Origin of the sequence: Rothia halotolerans (genome assembly GCF_004136635.1) — a bacterium.
GTDB classification, from domain to species: Bacteria; Actinomycetota; Actinomycetes; order Actinomycetales; family Micrococcaceae; genus Rothia; species Rothia halotolerans.
The window spans coordinates 198,206-216,904 of the sequence record NZ_NOIU01000002.1 but is presented as its reverse complement, the minus strand read 5'-3'; the positions used below and the strand labels follow the sequence as shown (position 1 = coordinate 216,904).

Sequence of the window (18,699 nt, the reverse complement as noted above, 5' to 3'; positions counted from 1 at the left end):
TGGGTGCTGGGGGTGCGGGGCGCCGCGGCGGCCCACTGCGAGTCTAGACCCTCGACGCCGGCCGGCACCCGGCGGCCTGCAGTGCGGACGGCCCGCGCCTCGGCCTCTGACAGGCCGGACGCCCCCGCTCTCATCCGTTACGGCCGAGTGTCCCTGCCCGGGCCCGTTGCGGTCCGGACACCCCCGCCCGGGCGCCCTCAGGCCGAGCCCGCTCCGTCCCCGCGGCTCAGGTGCGGCGGCAGCCACTGCGTCACCGTCCGGTTCCACCGCTCCGGGTCCACATTCCACTCCTTGGTGTGCTGCCCCTCCTGGAAGGGGACGTAGTCCACCACCGGGCTGCGGGCGGCGAGCTCGGCCGAGGTCGCGGCGGGGACGAAGTCGTCGCGCAGGGAGTGGATGATCAGCGTCGGCGTCGTGAGCTCGGCGCTGCGGGTGAGCCAGTCGAGGTCGGTCAGCAGGATGGGGCTGTCCAGCCCGGTCATCAGCTTCGAGCGCGGGGTCGCCAGGATGTCGGCGACCAGCTGGCCCATCCGCAGCGGCAGGCGCATCATCTCGGTGTGGTGACGGATGAGCTCGAACCAGTCCACCACGGGCCCGTCCAGCACCAGCGCCCGGATCGAGTCCGCGTAGCGCGACTTGTCCGCCGCCTGCAGGACGATCGCGCCGCCCATCGACCAGCCGAACAGGACGACGTCGCGCGCCCCCTGCTCCAGGGCGTAGCCGATCGCGGCGTCCACGTCCTCCCACTCGGTGAAGCCGAGCCCGTAGCGGCCGTCCTCGGAGGGCGGCGCCTCCCCGTCGTTGCGGTACGAGGGATGGACGCTGGCCATGCCGAGGCGCTGCGTCGCGTCCAGGGCCCGCAGGGTCTCCCGGCGGGAGGCGCCGCGGCCGTGGACCATCACGGCCCAGGTGGCGCAGTCGGAGCCCTCGGGCGCCGGCACCGTCCAGGCCGGGGCACGGCCCACCGGCAGCTCGAGCGTGACGTCGGCGTAGCGGTACCCCGCGTGGCCCGGGTCGAGGAGGACCGAGCCCGACCACCTCCCGCGCACGGCGGAGGCGAGGTCCCCGCCGTGCACCCGCTGCACCGCGCGGGTCACGGTGCACTGGCGGGGCGAGTAGGCCAGGAGCTCGCCCACCTCGGCGCTGCCGCGGCCGGCGTCGAAGGTCAGCAGATAGCGGCCGGGGTCCAGCGTGTAGGGCGTAGCGGGCAGGGTGATCGAGGTCGGCGTCCGGCCCTCCTCGGGGGCGGCCGTGTCGAAGCCGACGCCGAGCACCGGCACGTCCTCCTTGGCCCCGAGCTTGGGCGGGGTCACCACGAACCGGGCGTAGTACCCCGCCAGGGAGGCCACCACGCCGACGCCGATCCCGGCGATCCCCGCGCCCGCGATCAGCCCGGTGCGCAGGCCCGAGCGCCAGGGGCTGAGGATGGTCTGCTCGCTCATCTTCTCCTCGTCCTTCCTCCGGCGGCGATCCGGCGGGAGCGGGCGGCCCCGCGAGCCGCCCGGCCCGCGCAAGGCCCCGGCCCTCTGACGGGACGGCGCGCTCCCTCAGGACCCATCCTCCCCCCTTGCGTGCGGCCGGCGGCGAACGCCGCGCGCGCGACGCGCCGAGGGGCCGGCCCCGGCCGGTAGGGTGAGGGCATGAGCACAGTACTTGTGGTGACCGAGGCCATCCTGGGCCCGACCGACATCGAGAACATCGACGCCTTCGCACCGCGCCAGGACGACGAGCCGACCGAGATCCGCCTGATGGTCCCCGCGGAGCTGAAGAAGAACCTGTGGCTGGAGTTCCTGGACCAGCTGACGCTGCTGGACTTCAAGGAGGCGGTCGACGTCGTCACCTCCTCCGAGAAGGGCCCGCAGACGCTGGAGTCCGAGGCCCGGGGGATCCTGGACGCCTCCGTGGAGGAGCTCCGCGCCCGGGGGTACACGGTGCGGGGACGCACCGCCGTGGGGGATCCCCTCGCCGCGATGCGGGAGGAGGTCGCCGACGGCGCCGAGCAGGTGCTGATCATCACCGATCCCCATCCGATCGAGGACACCTTCAACATCCACTGGTCGAACCGAGCCGAGAAGACCCTGGGGGTGCCCGTGCTGCACCTCTACTGGGGGACGGGGTACGTCGATGACTGAGAACGGGAACCCCTTCGAGAACCGGGCCGCGCTCGGGCGGACCGAGGCGCAGTGGCGGGAGATCCTCTCGCCGGAGCAGTTCGCCGTGCTGCGCGAGGCAGGCACCGAGCGGCCCTTCAGCGGGGAGTACTGGGACGAGTACTCCCCCGGCACCTACTACTGCCGGGCCTGCGGCGCCGAGCTGTTCAGCGCGGACACGAAGTTCGACGCCCGCTGCGGCTGGCCCTCCTTCTTCGCCCCGCTGGCCGAGGACCGCGTGGTCTACATCCGCGACGCCACGCTCGGCATGGAGCGCGTCGAGGTCCGGTGCGCCGCGTGCCGCTCCCACCTGGGCCACGTCTTCGAGGGCGAGGGCTTCGGCACCCCGACCGACCTGCGCTACTGCATGAACTCCGTCTCCCTGGAGTTCCGCCCGGACGCCCCCGGCGCGCCGGAGGACTCCGACCGGGACTAGTACCGGACGGTACCCATCAGTACCGAGCGGCTCGGCGTGGCAACCGGACGGCGTCGCGGGGCGAGCATAGCCTGAGGGCGTGAGCATCGAAGCAGCCCGTCCGGAGACGCCGCGCCGGTTCAGCGAAGCGCTGGACCAGCTGGGACATGCACGGCTCCGGCCGGGCCTGCGCCTGTCCTCCCGCCAGCCCTCCCCGGCCCGCCTGGCACCGCACGGCGTGAGCTTCTCGGCGGGGGTCCAGGATCCGCACGACGCCGACCGCCCGCTCGCGACCGGGCGGTTCATCCTGCTGCACGACCCCGCCGGCCCGGAGCCGTGGGGCGGGGACCTGCGCGTGGTGACCTACCTCCGCGCCGCCGTCGAGCCCGACGTCGTCTCCGACGAGCTCTTCTCCCAGGTCGCGTGGGACTGGCTGCTCGAGGCGCTCGAGGGCCGCGGCGCGCTCCACGCGCACGCGGCCGGGACGGCGACCCGCTCCTTCTCCCACGGCTTCGGCTCCCTGTCCGGAGGCCAGCAGAGCACCGAGATCGAGCTGCGCGCCTCCTGGACCCCGCAGGGGCCGGACATGCGCCGGCACCTGGAGGCCTGGGGCGACCTCGTCGGCGTCTGCGCCGGCCTGCCGCCCGAGCCGGCCCGCTCCGCTCCCGAGCCTGCCGGTCCTGCGCCGCAGCACGACCGCCCCAAGCCCGAGCCGGCGCGCCCCGCTCCGGAGCACGGCCGCCCCTTCCACGAGCAGGGCGCCCGCCCGCCCGCGGGAGACGAGGGCCCCGCGCGGCCGCGTCCGGTCCATGGCCTAAACTAGTCCTGGCCGTCCACGCGCGGCCGGCACGTCGGCGAGAAGCGAAGGATGGAAACCAGCCCGTGATCCAGTCATGACCGAGGACCGGCAGCTCGCGGCGGCGGACCCCCTCGCCTACGGTAAGAGCTCGCTCTCCTCCGCGGAGGAGCTGGGGCTGGACCCCGAGCTCAGCATCCCGGAGGTCGTCCGCCTCGACGCCCCCTTCGCGGGCGTCCCCGACGTCATCGACACCCAGCGCGGACTGGAGCAGGCAGCGGACGTCCTGGCCTCGCACGAGGGCCCCGCCGCGATCGACACCGAGCGCGCCTCCGGCATCCGCTACGGCCAGCGCCCCTTCCTGGTGCAGGTCAAGCGCGGCGACTCCCCCATCCTGCTGATCGACCCCGAGGCGTTCGAGGACCTCGAGCCCCTCGACGAGGCCCTGGCGGACGCCGAGTGGATCATCCACGCCTCGACGCAGGACCTTCCGAGCCTGCGCCAGACCGGGATGCGCCCCCGCAGCCTCTTCGACACCGAGCTCGCCGGGCGCCTCGCCGGCCTCCCCCGGGTCAGCCTCGGCGCCATGACCGAGGAGATCCTGGGCTACCGGCTGGCCAAGGAGCACTCGGCCGCCGACTGGTCCCAGCGCCCCCTGCCCCGGCCCTGGCTGAACTACGCCGCGCTCGACGTCGAGCTGCTGGGCGACCTGCGCGAGGCGGTGGCCGAGCTGCTCGAGGAGCAGGGCAAGCTGGCCTGGGCCGAGGAGGAGTTCGAGGCGCTGTGCGCGGCTCCCGAGCCCGCCGAGGACCCGGAGCGCTGGCGCCGGACCAAGGGCCTGCGCGCCCTGCGCTCCCCACGCCAGCTGACCGCCCTGCGCAACCTGTGGTGGGAGCGGGAGCACCTCGCCCGCGCCAAGGACATCGCCCCCAAGCGCCTGCTGGGCGACTCCGCCCTGATCGCCGCGGCCCGGGCCATGCCGCGCACGGTGCCCGCCCTGCAGCGCATCCCCGGCTTCCACACCAAGCTCATCAAGCGCGAGGCGGTGCGCTGGATCCGCGCCGTGCAGGAGGCCCTCGCCGACCCCGAGCCCGTTCCGGTGCACCTGCCGAGCAGCGCTCCCCCGCCGGTCAAGGCGTGGTCGGCCAAGCGCCCCGAGGCCGCCCGGGCGCTCACGGCGGCCCGCGAGGAGGTCCTCGCCGGCGCCGAGCGGCTCGGCCTGCCCCAGGAGAACCTGCTCACCCCGGACCATCTGCGCCGCCTGTGCTGGGACCACGCCGGCGCCGGGCCCGAGGAGATCGAGGGGGCGCTGCGGGAGCTGGGCGCGAGGGAGTGGCAGATCCGCAACACCCTGCCCCTGCTCGTCCCCGCGGTCGGGGCAGCGACTGACGATACCGCGGGTACCGACTAGTTTGTGACCTCGGCTACAGCTAAGCTGGTCGCAATCGCCCCCGACCGCAAAGGACGATCGTGACCGACCCCGCCGCGCAGTACGCGCCCCTGACCGACCTCTGCCCGCAGGAGACCGTGACGCACGTCCGGCGCGAGGTCGTGGACCTCCCCTCCGGCGGGGGCCGGCTCGAGATCCTCACGCTGCACAACGACGTCGAGCGGCGGCCCGAGACGCTGGGCCCCCGCTCCCTGCTGGCCCTGCTCAAGGCCCTCGAGCAGACCCGGCGCGACGCGGAGGCGGGCGAGGTCTCCGCCGTGCTCCTCGAGGGCACGGACCCGGTCTTCGCGGCCGGCGCGGACCTCTCGCTGGTCGCCGGCCTGCGCGAGGCCGGGGCGCCGCTGGAGCTGCTGGGCGAGATGGGCCACGCGGTGGTCGAAGCCGTGCGGGCCCTGCCCGTGCCCACCTGCGCCCGGGTCAACGGCACCGCGCTCGGCGGAGGCCTGGAGCTCGCGCTGGCCGCGGACTACCGGATCAGCCATCCCGGCGTCACCGGCCTCGGGCTCCCCGAGGTCCGGCTGGGGCTCGTGCCGGGCTGGGGCGGGATCTTCGCGCTGCCGCGCCTGATCGGCCCCGAGCTCGCGGCCGGGGTGATCTTCGAGGACCCGCTCACCGGCGGCAGGACGCTGACGGCGGAGCGGGCGGCCGAGCTCGGCGTCGTGGACGCACTGACGGAGTCCGCCGCCGGCTCCGACGCCGCCCGCCGGGAGGCGATCGGCTGGTTCGCCGGCGTCGTGGCCGGGCAGACCGCGGTGGACCGGGCCGGGGCCCTGGACCCGGACGCCCCGCTGTGGAGCCTCGAGGCCACCGGCGCGGCCGAGGCCGCCGGGCTCGGGGAGACCGAGGCGGCCTGGGACCGGGCCCTGGAGCGGGCCCATCGGCTCTTCGAGCGCAAGACCTCGGGGGCCAGCGAGGCCTGCGCCGCGGCCCTCCGGCTCTTCGCCGACTCGCCGACCCAGGACCGCGCCGCCTCGCGCCGCGCCCAGGTCGAGGCCCTCGGGCGCCTCGTGGCCGGGGAGCAGCTGCCCGCCGCGATCTACGCCATGCTCGAGCTGGTGCAGCGGCGCGGGCGGCATCCCTCGATGGTCCCGCCCGAGACCCGTCCGGCCCACGTGGGGCGCGTGGGCGTCGTCGGCGCGGGGCTGATGGCGGCCCAGCTGGCCGTGCTCTTCCTCACCCGGCTGCGCGTGCCGGTGATGATCAGCGACGTCGACCGCGAGCGGGTCGAGCGCGGCCTGGAGCACATCCGGGGCGAGCTGGCCCAGCGCGTGGAGCGGGGACGGCTCTCCCCGCGCGAGTCCGAGCAGCTGGGCGAGCTGGTCACGGGCCGGGTCGGGACCTCGGGCTTCGAGGACTGCGACCTCGTGATCGAGGCCGTGTTCGAGGAGATCGGGGTCAAGCAGCGGGTCTTCGCGGAGCTCGAGCGGGTGGTCCGGCCGGACTGCATCCTCGCGACCAACACCTCCTCCCTACTGGTGACGGAGATGGCCGAGGGGCTGCGGCACCCGGAGCGCGTCGTCGGGATCCACTTCTTCAACCCGGTGGCGGCGATGCCGCTGGTGGAGATCGTGCGCACGGGGACGACGTCGGACCGGGCGCTGGCCACGGCCTTCGAGCTCGCCCGGCGCCTGGGCAAGACGCCGGTCGGGGCGCGGGACTCCTCCGGCTTCGTCGTCAACCGCGTGCTGGGGGCGGTCCTGTCGGAGCAGGGCCGGGCGATCGACGCCGGCGCCCCGCCCGAGCGCATCGACGAGGCCTACGCCCCGCTCGGCCTGCCGATGGGCCCGCTGGCGCTGATCGACCTCGTGGGCCTGCCGATCGCCGTCCACCTGCTCGAGTCGCTGCGGACGCACCACGGCGACCGCTTCCACCTCTCGCCCGTGCTGTCCCGGCTCGAGGAGGAGGGCGTGCGCCCGCTCGCGGGCCGGGGCGGCGGGTGGAGCGATCCGGCGGCCGGCGTCGTCGGGGAATTCGGCCTCGAGGAGGAGGATGCGCCCTCGGCCGCGACACTCCGCCGCCACCTGGAGGACGCCCTCGCCTCGGAGATCTCTCGTATGCTGGAGGAGGGCGTGGTCCCGGATCGGCAGGACATCGACCTGGCCATGATCCTCGGGGCCGGCTGGCCGTTCTTCAACGGCGGCATCACCCCTTACCTCGACCGCGTCGGCGCCTTCGAGCGGCGCAGGAGCCGCTGAGGGCGCAACGCACGGCGCGGTCCGTCCCTACGAGCCGAGGACCGTATGACCGACGTCGAGCACGACCTGTCCGAGACCGCCCCGCGGGGAGCCCGCCAGAGCCCGGCAGGAGCCGCCGAGGACTGCGGGGGGTGCCCGCCCAGCAGGCGCCGCGCCATCGCCGGGGCGGGCCTGCTCGCCGGCTCCGCCGGGCTGCTGGCCGCCTGCGGCGGGAGCGAGGAGGACGGGGACGGCGACGGCGCGCCGGAGGGCGGCGAGCCGGTGGACCTGGCCGCGGCGGCCGACGTCCCGCTCGGGGGCGCGCTGAAGGCCACCGAGCAGGGGTTCACCGCCATGCTCACCCAGCCCGCCGAGGGCGAGTTCAGGGCCTTCAGCTCAGCGTGCACCCACCAGGGCTGCACGTTGAACGTGCAGGGATCCGAGATCGTCTGCCCCTGCCACTCCTCGAAGTTCTCCCCCGAGGACGGCTCGGTGCAGGGCGGGCCCGCCCCCGAGCCGCTGCCCGAGTACGCGGTCTCCGTCTCTGGGGGCCGGCTCGTCATCGGCGGCTGAGGCCTCCGTCGATCCATGCGGCGGCTGAGGGCGCCGCCGGAGCGGGGCCGCCCACCGGCGACCGTGCTCCGCCGGGCACTGCCGGAGGGCGTCCCTCAGATCGCGCGGGGGCGGGCCGCCCGGGCGTAGGGCACCTGGTGCCCTGCGAGCTGCTCCAGCGTCGAGCGCGTGATGCGCTCCGCGGTCAGCCCGGCGTCCTCCAGGACCTCCTGGCGGGAGGCGTGCTCCAGGAACTCGGCGGGAAGACCCACCTCGCTGAGGGCCGTGTCCACCCCCGCCGAGCGCATCTCCTGCCGGATCCGGGAGCCGACGCCGCCGGCCCGCACGCCGTCCTCGATCACCACGACGATCCGGTGCGCCGCGGCCTGCTCGATGACCGATCCCGGGACCGGGATCACCCATCGCGGGTCCAGCACCGTGACGTTCACTCCCTCCTCCCGCAGCCGATCCGCGATCCCCAGGGACAGCTCCGCCATCGCGCCGACCGAGATGATCAGCACGTCCTTCTCCTCCTCGGGCGCGCCGGAGCGCACCAGGACCTCGGCACCGTCGTGCAGCCGCTCGACGGCCTCGATGTCCTCCCCCACGTTGCCCTTGGGGTAGCGCACCACGGTGGGGGCGTCCGAGATCGCGACGGCCTCCCGGAGCTCCTCGCGCAAGCGGACGGCGTCGCGCGGGGCGGCCAGGTGCAGGTGCGGGATGATCTGCAGCAGGGCGAGGTCCCACTGGCCGTGGTGGCTCGGCCCGTCCGGCCCGGTCACCCCGGAGCGGTCGAGCACGATGGTGACGCCGGCCCGGTGCAGCGCGACGTCCATCAGCAGCTGGTCGAACCCGCGGTTCAGGAAGGTCGCGTACAGCGCGATCACCGGGTGCATGCCGCCGAAGGCCAGGCCCGCGGACATCGTCACGGCGTGCTGCTCGGCGATGCCGACGTCGATGACCCGGTCCGGGCGCTCGGCGGCCAGCTGCTTCAGTCCCACCGGGATGGTCATGGCGCCGGTGATCCCGACGACGTCCTCCCGCTCCCCGGCGATCCGGGCGATCTCCTCGCCGAACACCGAGGTCCAGGAGCGGCCCGGCCCCTTGGGCGCGGCCTCGCCGGTGAGGGGGTCGATCTTCCCGACGGCGTGGAACTGGTCGGCGTCGTCGGCACGGGCCGGCGCGTAGCCGTGGCCCTTCTCCGTGATGGCGTGGACGATCACGGGGCCGCCGTAGTTCTTCGCCGAGGTCAGCGCGGACTCGAGGGCCTCGAGGTCGTGCCCGTCGATGGGGCCGAGGTACTTCATCCCGACGTCCTCGAAGATCCCGTGCGGGACCATGACGTCCTTCAGGCCCGCCTTCATCCCGTGCAGGGCGCGGTAGACCATCTCCCCCGGCGTCCCCGCCCGGTGCAGGCCGCGGCGCATGAGGTCCAGCGTCCTGTCGTAGCGGCGGTCGGTGCGGACCTTGTCCATCGACTGCTGGAAGCCCTGCTGGATGTCCGCCAGGTGGTTGGCGAAGCCGCCCACGGTGGGGGCGTAGGAGCGGCCGTTGTCGTTGACCACGATGACGGCGCGCCGGTTCTTGTCCGCCGCGATGTTGTTGACGGCCTCCCAGGTCATGCCGCCGGTCAGGGCGCCGTCGCCCACCACCGCGACGGCCCAGCGGTCGTCCTCGCCCATCAGCCGCCGGGCGCGGGAGATCCCGTCCAGCCAGGACAGGGAGGAGGAGGCGTGGGAGGACTGGACGATGTCGTGCACCGACTCCGCCCGCTCCGGGTAGCCGGAGAGGCCGCCCTTCTGGCGCAGCCGCGAGAAGTCCTGGCGGCCGGTCACGAGCTTGTGGACGTAGGACTGGTGCCCGGTGTCGAAGACGATCGAGTCGCGGGGCGAGTCGAAGACGCGGTGGATGCCCAGGGTCAGCTCGATGACTCCCAGGTTGGGGCCGAGGTGCCCGCCCGTGGCGGAGACGTTGCGGATGAGGAACTCGCGGATCTCCGTGACCAGCCGCTCCAGCTCCTCCGGGCCCAGGCTCCTCAGGTCCCGAGGCTCCTGGATGCTCTCAAGAATTCCCACATCTACTCCTAGTGACCAGCCCCCGCCCGGGCCGGGTCAAGACGACAAAAAAGGCGGGGTAGCTCCCCCGCCGTGAGGCGGTGCGGGAGGCTCCGGGGAGCCTCCCGCACCAAGTCTACGGTCTATTCGCCGCGGACCAGGTTGCGCAGGACGTACTGCAGAATACCGCCGTGGCGGTAGTACTCGGCCTCGCCCGGGGTGTCGATGCGGACCACCGCGTCGAACTCCGTGACGCCGCCGTCCTGGGCGGTGGCGGTCACGTGGACCGTCTTGGGGGTGCGCCCCTCGTTCAGCTCGGTCACGCCGGTGATGGAGAAGGTCTCCGTCCCGTCCAGGCCCAGCGACTTGTGGGACTCGCCCTCCGGGAACTGCAGCGGCAGCACGCCCATGCCGATGAGGTTCGAGCGGTGGATGCGCTCGAACGACTCGGTGATGACTGCCCGGACGCCCAGCAGACGGGTGCCCTTGGCCGCCCAGTCGCGCGAGGAGCCGGTGCCGTACTCCTTGCCGCCCAGCACGACCAGGGGGGTTCCCTCGGCCGCGTAGTTCTGGGCCGCGTCGTACACCGTGGTCTCCTCGCCGTCGCGGGTGAAGTCGCGGGTGAAGCCGCCCTCCGTGCCGTCGAGCAGCTCGTTCTTGATCCGGATGTTGGCGAAGGTGCCGCGGATCATGACCTCGTGGTTGCCGCGGCGGGAGCCGTAGGAGTTGAAGTCCTTGCGCTCGACGCCGTTCTCGATCAGGTACCGGCCGGCCGGGGTCTCCGACTTGAACGATCCCGCGGGCGAGATGTGGTCAGTGGTGACCGAGTCGCCCAGCTTGAGCAGCACCCGCGCGCCCTCGATGTCCTCGATCGGGCTGATGTCCATGGACATGCCCTCGAAGTACGGGGGCTTGCGCACGTAGGTGGACTCGGTGTCCCACTCGAAGGTGTCGCCCGTGGGGGTGTCCAGGTTCTTCCAGCGCTCGTCGCCGTCGAAGATCGAGCCGTACTCGGTCTTGTAGGCATCGGTGCTGACCGACTCGTCGATGATCTGCTGGACCTCGGTCGGGTCCGGCCAGATGTCGGCGAGGTAGACGTCGTTGCCGTCCTGGTCCTGGCCCAGGGCGTCTTTCTCGAAGTCGAAGTCCATGGACCCGGCCAGGGCGTACGCGATGACCAGCGGCGGCGAGGCCAGGTAGTTCATCTTGACGTCCGGGTTGATCCGGCCCTCGAAGTTGCGGTTGCCGGAGAGCACCGAGGTGACGGAGAGGTCCTTCTCGGCGATCGCCTTCGAGACCTCGTCCTCCAACGGGCCGGAGTTGCCGATGCAGGTCGTGCAGCCGTAGCCGACGATGTAGAAGCCGACCTTCTCGAGGTCGGGCAGCAGCCCGGCCTTCTCGTAGTAGTCGGTCACGACCTTGGAGCCCGGCGCCACGGAGGTCTTGACCCACGGCTTGGACTGCAGTCCCTTGGCCACGGCGTTGCGCGCCAGCACGCCGGCGGCCATCATCACCGAGGGGTTGGAGGTGTTGGTGCAGGAGGTGATCGAGGCGATCGACACCGCGCCGTGATCCATCTCGAACTCGCGCCCGTCGGGCATCGAGACGTGCACCGGCTGCGAGGGCCGGCCGTTGGAGTTCTTCGCGGCCGTCTCGAGGTGGCGGGGCTTCTGCTCCTCGCGCTCCTTGGCGGTCTCGGTGGCCGAGGGGGAGTCCGAGGCGGGGAAGGACTCCTCGCCGGCCTCCCAGCCGTCCTCGCCGACGTAGTTGGAGAGGTCGCGGCGGAACTGGTCCTTCGCGGAGGTCAGCGCGATGCGGTCCTGCGGACGCTTCGGCCCGGCGATCGAGGGCACCACCGTGGAGAGGTCCAGCTCCATGTACTCGGAGTACTTGATCTCCTTGGAGGGGTCGTGCCACAGGCCCTGCTCCTTGGTGTACTTCTCCACCAGGGCGACCTGTTCCTCGTCGCGCCCGGTCAGGCGCAGGTACTCGAGAGTCACCTCGTCGATGGGGAACATCGCTGCGGTCGACCCGAACTCGGGGCTCATGTTGCCGATGGTCGCGCGGTTGGCCAGCGGGACCTCGGTGACGCCCTCGCCGTAGAACTCGACGAACTTGCCGACCACGCCCTGCTCGCGCAGCATCTCGGTGATGGTGAGCACGACGTCGGTCGCGGTCGCGCCGGCGGGGATCTTGCCGGTCAGCTTGAAGCCGACGACCTTGGGGATCAGCATCGACACGGGCTGGCCGAGCATCGCGGCCTCGGCCTCGATGCCGCCCACGCCCCAGCCCAGCACGCCCAGGCCGTTGACCATGGTCGTGTGGGAGTCGGTGCCGACCAGGGTGTCCGGGTAGGCGCGCAGCGCGCCGTCGACCTCGCGGGCCATGACGGTGCGGGCCAGGTACTCGATGTTCACCTGGTGCACGATGCCCATGCCCGGGGGGACGACCTTGAAGTCCTCGAACGCGGTCTGGCCCCAGCGCAGGAACTGGTAGCGCTCCCCGTTGCGCTGGTACTCGATGTCCATGTTGCGCTCGATCGCGTCACTGTTGCCGAACGAGTCGATCTGGACCGAGTGGTCGATCACGAGCTCGGCCGGGGCCAGCGGGTTGATCTTGGTCGGGTCGCCGCCGAGCTCCTTGACGGCCTCGCGCATGGTCGCGAGGTCCACGATGCAGGGGACTCCGGTGAAGTCCTGCATGATCACGCGCGCGGGCGTGAACTGGATCTCGGTGCTGGGATCCGCCGTCGGATCCCAGCCGGCGAGCGCCTTGATGTGCTCGTCGGTGATGTTGGCACCGTCCTCGGTGCGCAGGAGGTTCTCCAGGAGAACCTTGAGGCTGAAGGGCAGGTTCTCGGAACCCTCGACCTTGTCCAGCCGGAAAATTTCATACTCGGTGCCGTTGACGTCCAGGACGCCCTTGGAACCGAAGCTGTCCACAGTGCTCATTGCGTGGGACTCCTCTCGCCACTGTTCTTACTCAGGCGTCGTAGCGCGTCCCCCGGCCGAGTCCTAGCTGTTCCGTCGCGTCGTGTGTAGAACGCCGAAGTGAGGTAGGTGTGATGCAAAACCTTTGGAGACACTGTGCCACTAAGCCTTCGTCCAGCAGTCTACCCGCTTACGGCCGACGATCCCGAGTCGGGGCCGGTGTGGCGGCGGAAAACCCCGGGAACCCGGCCCCGGGGCGCCTTCACACCGCGGACTCAGCGCTCCGCCTCGAAGACCGCGACCGCCTCGAGGTGGTGGGTGCCCGGGTAGAGGTCCAGCCCCCGGACCGAGCGCGGCGCCCAGCCCAGGCCGCGCAGGTAGCCGGCGTCGCGCCCGAGCGCGGCCGGGTCGCACGCGACGTAGACGATGCGCCGGGCCCCGCAGGCCGCGATCGCCTCGATCGCCTCCCGCCCGGCTCCCTGCCGCGGGGGATCCAGCACGACGACGTCGGGCCGCCCCGGCAGCGTCTCCACCGGCGCTCCCCTGCCGTGCCCGCGACCCCGCCGGCGCGAGGACGCGCCCGAGGCAGCCGCCCCGGCCCTGCCGCCGGCTCGCCCCCCGGCGTGGGCGGCCAGCGCCCTCTCGACCCCGGCCCGGGTCGCGAGGATCCGCGCCCCCGCCGAGGCGGCCCCGCGCGCCGTCCCGCCGGGCCGCAGGTTCTCCGCGGCGTCGGCGGAGGTGACCGGAGAGCCCTCGACCGTCCAGACGGATCCTTCCGCGCCCACCTGACTCGCGAGGACCGCCGCGAACAGCCCCGCCCCGCCGTAGAGGTCCCACGCGGTCTCCCCGGCCCGCAGGCCGCTGGCGGCGGCCACCTCGGCGGCCAGCAGCTCCGGCGCCGCGCGATGGATCTGCCAGAAGCCCCCGGCGCCGACGCGGAACCCCAGGCGGGGCGCCGCCGGGCCGGCGACGACGTCGGGCACCGTCTCCTCGACCCGCGCCTGCCCGCGCAGCGTCACCGGATCCGGGCGGTCGCCGCGGCCCCGCCCCGGCACCGCCGCCTGCCGCACCACGGCGGAGACGTCGGCCCCGGTCGGGAGGATCCGCCCGAGCTCCTCGTCCAGCTCCCGGGCCGTCGCGGGCACCTCGACGTCGGGACGGGTGGTGAAGACCAGCAGCGGCCGGCCGCCGTCGGCGGGGGCGGCGACGTCGATCCGCTCCGCTCCGGGCCAGCGCCCGCGCCACAGGCCGAGCCCGTTGATCGCGGGCACGGCCAGCGGGAACTCCTCGACGGGGAGGATCGCGGAGCCGTGGTGGGGGTGCATCCCCAGGCGGCCGGACTCGTCCACGGCGAAGTGCACCCGGGTCCGCCAGCCGGCCGCGCCCTCCTCGTCCCCCGGCGCGGGGAGGACCTCGAGGCCGCGCACCGCCGGGTCGTGCCCGGCCAGCCCGCCGAGGCGGGTCAGCTGCTCGCGCAGCACCTCGGCCTTCAGCTCGCGCTGGGCCGCGGGCTCCATGTGCCCGTACTCGACGCCGCCCACCGGATCCTCGCAGAGCAGGGCGTCGGCCGCGGGCCAGGTATGGGGACGGCGGCTCGGCGAGGGCTCGAGGACCTCCAGCAGCCGCGCCGTCGCGAAGCGCCCTCGAGGGCCCATCTCCTCGACCCGCACCCGGACCCGCTCCCCGGGGATCCCGTGGCGGACGAAGACGACCCGCCCCTCGTGCCTGCCGATGCTCGCCCCGCCGTGGGCGATCGCCCCCAGCTCCAGCTCGAACTCGTCCCCCGGCCCCATCACTTCTCCTCCTCGTCGTCGTTCTCCCGGCCCAGCCGCCACGGCACCAGGGCGGTCACCACGCCCGGCTCCTCGGCGAGCGCCCGGCTGAGCCGCCGGCCCTGCCGCCGGTGCAGGATCCGCTGCCACCACCGCTCCACGATGTACTCCGGCAGGTACACGATGACGACGTCGCGGGGCGAGCGGGTGCGCGCGGCCCGCACGTGCTGGAGGACCGGCCGGATCCGGTCCCGGTAGGGCGCCTCCAGCACGGTCATCGGCACGGGGATCTCGTAGGCGTCCCAGCGGGATCGGATCTCGCGGGTCTGCGCGTCGTCGACGTTGAGCACCAGGGCCTCCAGGGTGGAGGGCCTGGTCGCGCGCGCGTAGGACAGCGCCCTGAGGGCCGGGCGCCGCAGCTTCGGGATCACCACCATCGCGTGCACCCGGGCGGGCAGGGCCTTGTACTGATGGCGTCCGGTCACGGCCAGCTCCTCGTCGATGCGTCGGTAGTGTCTCTTGATGCCGTTGGCGGCCAGGCTCAGGGCGGCCACCACGAGCACCGTCACCCACGCCCCCTGGCCGATCTTGGTGATGAGCACGATGACCAGGGCCATCAGGGTCGCGGCGAGCCCCGCCGTGGTGATCGCCTGGTCGCGCAGCATGCGCCGGCGCAGGAAGCGGTCCGTGACCCGGCGGATCCGCCGGTGCCTGCTGCGCAGGACGGCGGCCTGGGTCAGGGACATCGAGAACAGCACGCCCAGCACGTAGAGCTGGATGAGGTCGTTGACGTCCGCCCCGAAGGCGGCGGTGACGGCGGCCGCCCCTGCCCCGAGCATCAGGGCGCCGCTGGCGTAGGCGGAGCGGTTCTCCCCCGCCCGCAGCTGCACGGGCAGGTAGCCGCGGTCGGCCATGGAGGAGGCGAGGATCGGGAAGCCGATGTACGCCGCCGCCGGCGCGATCAGCAGCAGGAGGGCCGTGCTGATCAGCAGCAGCTCGGCCAGGGGCCCGCTGCCGAACACGGCGACCGCGACCTGGCCCAGCACGGGCATCTGGTGGAAGTCCCCGGGGACGGGGCGGCCGTCGACGAGCAGCTGCGCCGGGCTCATGGTCACCACGGCGCCGCTCTCGTGGGCGAGGTAGAGCACGCCCAGCAGGGCCACGGCCGAGATGCTGCCGATGATCATCAGCGTCGTCGCGGCGTTGCGGGAGCGCGGGGGCCGGAAGAAGGGCACCGCGTTGCTCACGGACTCGACGCCGGTCAGCGTGACCGCCCCCGAGGAGAACGCCCGGGCCAGCAGGAGGGCCAGGCCGAAGCCGACCAGGGCGTCCTCCTCCGGCGAGGCGGGGACCAGCTCGTACCCGGCGCTGGGGGCCGCCCCGAGCCCTCCCGTCCAGGACTGGACGACGCCGACGCCGATCGTCAGCGCCAGCAGCGCGGCGAATGCCCACGTGGGCACCGGCGCCACGCGGCCGGCGACCCTGGCCCCGCGCAGGTAGGCCAGGGTCAGCAGGGCCACGAGCCCGACGGCCAGGAGGGGCCGGTGGGGCTGCAGGAACGGCATGAGCGTCACCAGGTAGGTGGAGGCGCTGGAGACGGAGACCGCGACCATCAGGACGAAGTCGAAGAGCAGGCTCGAGCCCGCCGCGGTCCCGGCCGCCGGGCCGAGGCGCTCGGTCACCACGGCGAAGTCCCCGCCCGAGCGGGCGACCTCGGTGATGTTGTACCGGTACGTGCCCACCACGAGGAACAGCGTGACGGCGATGGCGAGCCCGACCCAGGGCGAGAGGGCCAGCGCCGCCGTGCCGGACAGCGCGAGCACCATGATGATCTCGTCCGGCGCGTAGGCCAGCGCCGAGAGCCCGTCCGAGCCGAAGACGGGCAGGGCCGCCCGCTTCGGCAGGGTCAGCCCGCGGATCAGCCGCGTCTCCTCGGGTGCGCCGAGCAGCACCCGGCGCGCACGAGCGGTGAGTGGTTGCACAGTGCCCAAGGGTACCTCACCCCCCGCTGCCGGCACCCCGGGCCGGTGGACTAGGCTGGTGCCTGCGCCCGGGGCTCGCCGGCGCGGGAAGCGCTAAGGAACGGAGGGACCGTGCCCCATTTCGTGATCATGGGCGTGGGACGCGTCGGCGCGATGCTCGCCCGCACGCTCGAGGCGGCCGGGCACACGGTCGCGGTGATCGACCAGGACGAGGCGGCCTTCCGCCGTCTGGACGCCGGCTTCCAGGGCCGGAAGGTCACCGGCGTCGGCTTCGACCGCGGCACCATGGAGCGCGCCGGGATCGAGGGCGCGTACGCCTTCGCGGCCGTCTCCAACGGGGACAACTCCAACATCCTCGCCGCGCGGGTCGCGCGCGAGACCTTCAGGGTCACCCGGGTCGTGGCGCGGATCAACGACCCCCACCGCGCCGAGTTCTACCAGCGCCTGGGCATCCCCACGGTCGCGGCGGTCCGGTGGAGCAGCGACCAGGTGCTCCGGCGGATCCTGCCCGAGCAGAGCCTGACCGGGGACTACCGGGAGTCCTCCGGCCGCCTCATGCTCGCGGAGCTGCACCTGCACGAGGAGTGGGCGGGGCGGCCCCTGAAGGACATCGAGGAGGCGGGCGGGGTCCGCATCGCCTACATCACGCGCTTCGGCGAGGGCCTGCTCCCCGAGGCGGACACGAGCTACCAGCAGGGCGACGTCCTGCACGCGATGATGCGCACCCGGGAGATCGACGAGATCTCGAGGATCCTCTCCTCCCCTCCCCACGAGGACGACGGCGTGCTGCGGACCGTGAAGACCGAGAGGAGCTAGGGTGCGGGTGCTGATCGTGGGAGCCGGTTCGGTGGGCTCCTCCATCGCCAGGGAGCTGCTGAGCCACGGGCATCGGGTGGCCCTGATGGACCGGAAGCCGGAGGCCATCGGGCGCTCCGAGCTGGGCGGGGCCGAGTGGCTGGTGGGGGACGCGTGCGAGCTCAGCGAGCTCAAGCGCGCGGAGCCCCACCGGGTCGACGTCGTCGTGGCGGCCACCGGCGATGACAAGACCAACCTCGTGGTCTCGCTGCTGGCGCGCTCGGAGTTCGGGGTGCCGCGCACCGTCGGCCGGGTCAACAACCCGCGCAACGAGTGGCTCTTCGACGACTCGTGGGGCGTCGACGTCGCGGTCTCCACGCCGCGCCTGATGACCGCGCTGGTCGAGGAGGCGGTGGAGGTGGGCGACGTCGTCCGCCTGCTGAGCCTGCAGGCCGGCGGCGCCACCCTGAGCGAGTACACGGTGCCGGAGGAGCACGGGCTGGCGGGCGAGACCGTCGGGGACGTGCCGTGGCCCGCGGAGACAACCCTGGTGGCGATCCTGCGCGACGGCCTGCCGATCCCCCCGGGCCGCGACGACGTGCTGGAGGAGGGCGACGAGCTGTTCTTCATCACCACCCAGCGCGGCGAGGAGGCGCTGCAGCTGATGATGAACCGCGAGGACCGCAGGGGCGGCGATGCCCCGGAGGCGGAGGGTCCGGAGGACGCCGCGGAGGAGACGGCCCAGGGCCAGGAGCTGTAGGGCCCTCGGGCCGGATGGCCCCCGCTCAGGCCCTCAGACCGGACGGCCCGCCGCCCCCCTCAGGCGCTCGGGGCGGGCGGGCCGCCCTTCTCTCTCAGGCCCTCGGCGTGGCCGGGCCGCCCCTCCCGCTCAGGCCCGCGAGGCGCTCGAGGTCGCGGCGGGCCGGCTGATCATCCAGCACCACCAGATGATCAGGGCGTACAGGGGCACGCCCATGACGATGCGGGCGATCCCGATACCCGCCACGTTGTCCGCCAGGTACAGCGGCAGCTGCACCAGCAGCCGCAGCAGGAACATGCCGGCGAACAAGCCGGTGGCCCACTGGTAGGCCCGCATCCGCGCCGGCTGCTTGCGCCAGTTCAGCTCCTCGCCGCGGATGAACCCCAGCAGGATGCCGACGAAGGGCCAGCGCAGGGCCATCGAGAGCCCGCAGCCCACCAGGTACGCGGCGTTCAGCCACAGGCCGGGCACGTAGTAGTCGATCGCCTGGCCGCTGACCCGGGCGAAGACGGCGCAGATGACGACGCCGACCGCCCCGGAGAACGACTGCATGACGCTGCCGCGCTGGAGCAGCCGCAGCACCGAGGCCGCCAGCGCGAGACCGACCGCGATGATCAGGGCCAGCGCCAGCGAGCCGCTCGAGAGGTAGATCGCGAGGAAGAGGGCGCCGGGCACCACGGCCTCGAGCAGCCCGCGGACGCCGCCGACGGCGTGCAGGACGTCGATCTGCCCGTTGGCGTCGCGGCGGATGCCCTCCTGGGCGCCGTAGGAGGCCGCGATCCTGTCCCCGAGGCTCTCCCGCTCCTCGCGGTCCTCGGCGGGGCCCTCCTCGGGCGGTCGTTCGGACATGCTCAGCTCCCCTCGCCGGC

General features: G+C 73.4%; 14 protein-coding genes. 8 read left to right on the top strand and 6 right to left on the bottom strand.

The annotated features are described in order from the left end of the window. Positions 1 to 197 precede the first annotated feature (197 nt). A complete protein-coding gene (locus EWV39_RS05925) occupies positions 198 to 1,442 on the bottom strand; it encodes an alpha/beta hydrolase family protein (RefSeq protein WP_129657741.1) in 1,245 nt (414 codons plus the stop codon). 198 nt (positions 1,443 to 1,640) lie between these two features. On the opposite strand from EWV39_RS05925, the gene EWV39_RS05920 reads away from it, so the two are divergent. The 6 genes from EWV39_RS05920 to EWV39_RS05895 all read left to right on the top strand — a co-directional run bounded on the left by EWV39_RS05920 (position 1,641) and on the right by EWV39_RS05895 (position 7,558). Next, the gene (locus EWV39_RS05920; RefSeq protein WP_129657739.1) at positions 1,641 to 2,132 is read left to right on the top strand and encodes a hypothetical protein; all 492 of its coding nucleotides are present in this window, start codon (positions 1,641 to 1,643) and stop codon (positions 2,130 to 2,132) included. After that, complete coding sequence (gene msrB / locus EWV39_RS05915) at positions 2,125 to 2,586, top strand: peptide-methionine (R)-S-oxide reductase MsrB (RefSeq protein WP_129657737.1); 462 nt, start codon at positions 2,125 to 2,127, stop codon at positions 2,584 to 2,586. Before EWV39_RS05920 ends, msrB begins: the two co-directional genes overlap by 8 nt. A gap of 79 nt (positions 2,587 to 2,665) precedes the next feature. Further along, entirely contained in the window at positions 2,666 to 3,388 is a 723-nt protein-coding gene (locus tag EWV39_RS05910; protein ID WP_129657734.1) for a DUF3000 domain-containing protein, read from the top strand. A 70-nt stretch (positions 3,389 to 3,458) separates the two neighbouring features. Then, entirely contained in the window at positions 3,459 to 4,772 is a 1,314-nt protein-coding gene (locus EWV39_RS05905) for a ribonuclease D (protein WP_129657732.1), read from the top strand. Positions 4,773 to 4,831: 59 nt separating this feature from the next. Next, complete coding sequence (locus EWV39_RS05900) at positions 4,832 to 7,006, top strand: 3-hydroxyacyl-CoA dehydrogenase NAD-binding domain-containing protein (protein ID WP_129657730.1); 2,175 nt, start codon at positions 4,832 to 4,834, stop codon at positions 7,004 to 7,006. A 45-nt stretch (positions 7,007 to 7,051) separates the two neighbouring features. Then, positions 7,052 to 7,558 (top strand): Rieske (2Fe-2S) protein, encoded by a 507-nt coding sequence (locus EWV39_RS05895; protein WP_129657728.1) that lies wholly within the window; start codon positions 7,052 to 7,054, stop codon positions 7,556 to 7,558. 95 nt (positions 7,559 to 7,653) lie between these two features. Here EWV39_RS05895 and dxs read toward each other — a convergent pair whose 3' ends face one another. The 4 genes from dxs to EWV39_RS05875 form a co-directional block, all read right to left on the bottom strand. Beyond that, on the bottom strand, positions 7,654 to 9,612 hold the full coding sequence (dxs, locus tag EWV39_RS05890; protein ID WP_129657726.1) for a 1-deoxy-D-xylulose-5-phosphate synthase: 1,959 nt from the start codon (positions 9,610 to 9,612) through the stop codon (positions 7,654 to 7,656). A gap of 122 nt (positions 9,613 to 9,734) precedes the next feature. Continuing rightward, the gene (acnA, locus tag EWV39_RS05885; RefSeq protein ID WP_129657724.1) at positions 9,735 to 12,542 is read right to left on the bottom strand and encodes an aconitate hydratase AcnA; all 2,808 of its coding nucleotides are present in this window, start codon (positions 12,540 to 12,542) and stop codon (positions 9,735 to 9,737) included. Positions 12,543 to 12,796: 254 nt separating this feature from the next. Continuing rightward, the gene (locus EWV39_RS05880; RefSeq protein WP_129657722.1) at positions 12,797 to 14,314 is read right to left on the bottom strand and encodes a class I SAM-dependent RNA methyltransferase; all 1,518 of its coding nucleotides are present in this window, start codon (positions 14,312 to 14,314) and stop codon (positions 12,797 to 12,799) included. Continuing rightward, positions 14,314 to 16,275, bottom strand: a complete 1,962-nt coding sequence (locus tag EWV39_RS05875; protein ID WP_129657720.1) for an APC family permease — start codon at positions 16,273 to 16,275, stop codon at positions 14,314 to 14,316. The genes EWV39_RS05880 and EWV39_RS05875 overlap by 1 nt, the downstream gene beginning before the upstream one ends. Before the next feature lie 111 nt (positions 16,276 to 16,386). On the opposite strand from EWV39_RS05875, the gene EWV39_RS05870 reads away from it, so the two are divergent. Together EWV39_RS05870 and EWV39_RS05865 are read left to right on the top strand one after the other, a co-directional pair. Then, positions 16,387 to 17,091 carry a potassium channel family protein gene (locus EWV39_RS05870; RefSeq protein WP_129657719.1) on the top strand — a complete coding sequence of 235 codons (705 nt, stop codon included), beginning with the start codon at positions 16,387 to 16,389 and terminating at the stop codon, positions 17,089 to 17,091. A gap of 1 nt (position 17,092) precedes the next feature. Next, positions 17,093 to 17,830 carry a potassium channel family protein gene (locus EWV39_RS05865; RefSeq protein ID WP_129657717.1) on the top strand — a complete coding sequence of 246 codons (738 nt, stop codon included), beginning with the start codon at positions 17,093 to 17,095 and terminating at the stop codon, positions 17,828 to 17,830. 129 nt (positions 17,831 to 17,959) lie between these two features. Here the strand turns inward: EWV39_RS05865 and EWV39_RS05860 are convergent, their stop codons facing one another. Then, positions 17,960 to 18,679 carry a DUF3159 domain-containing protein gene (locus tag EWV39_RS05860; RefSeq protein ID WP_129657715.1) on the bottom strand — a complete coding sequence of 240 codons (720 nt, stop codon included), beginning with the start codon at positions 18,677 to 18,679 and terminating at the stop codon, positions 17,960 to 17,962. Positions 18,680 to 18,699 lie beyond the last annotated feature (20 nt).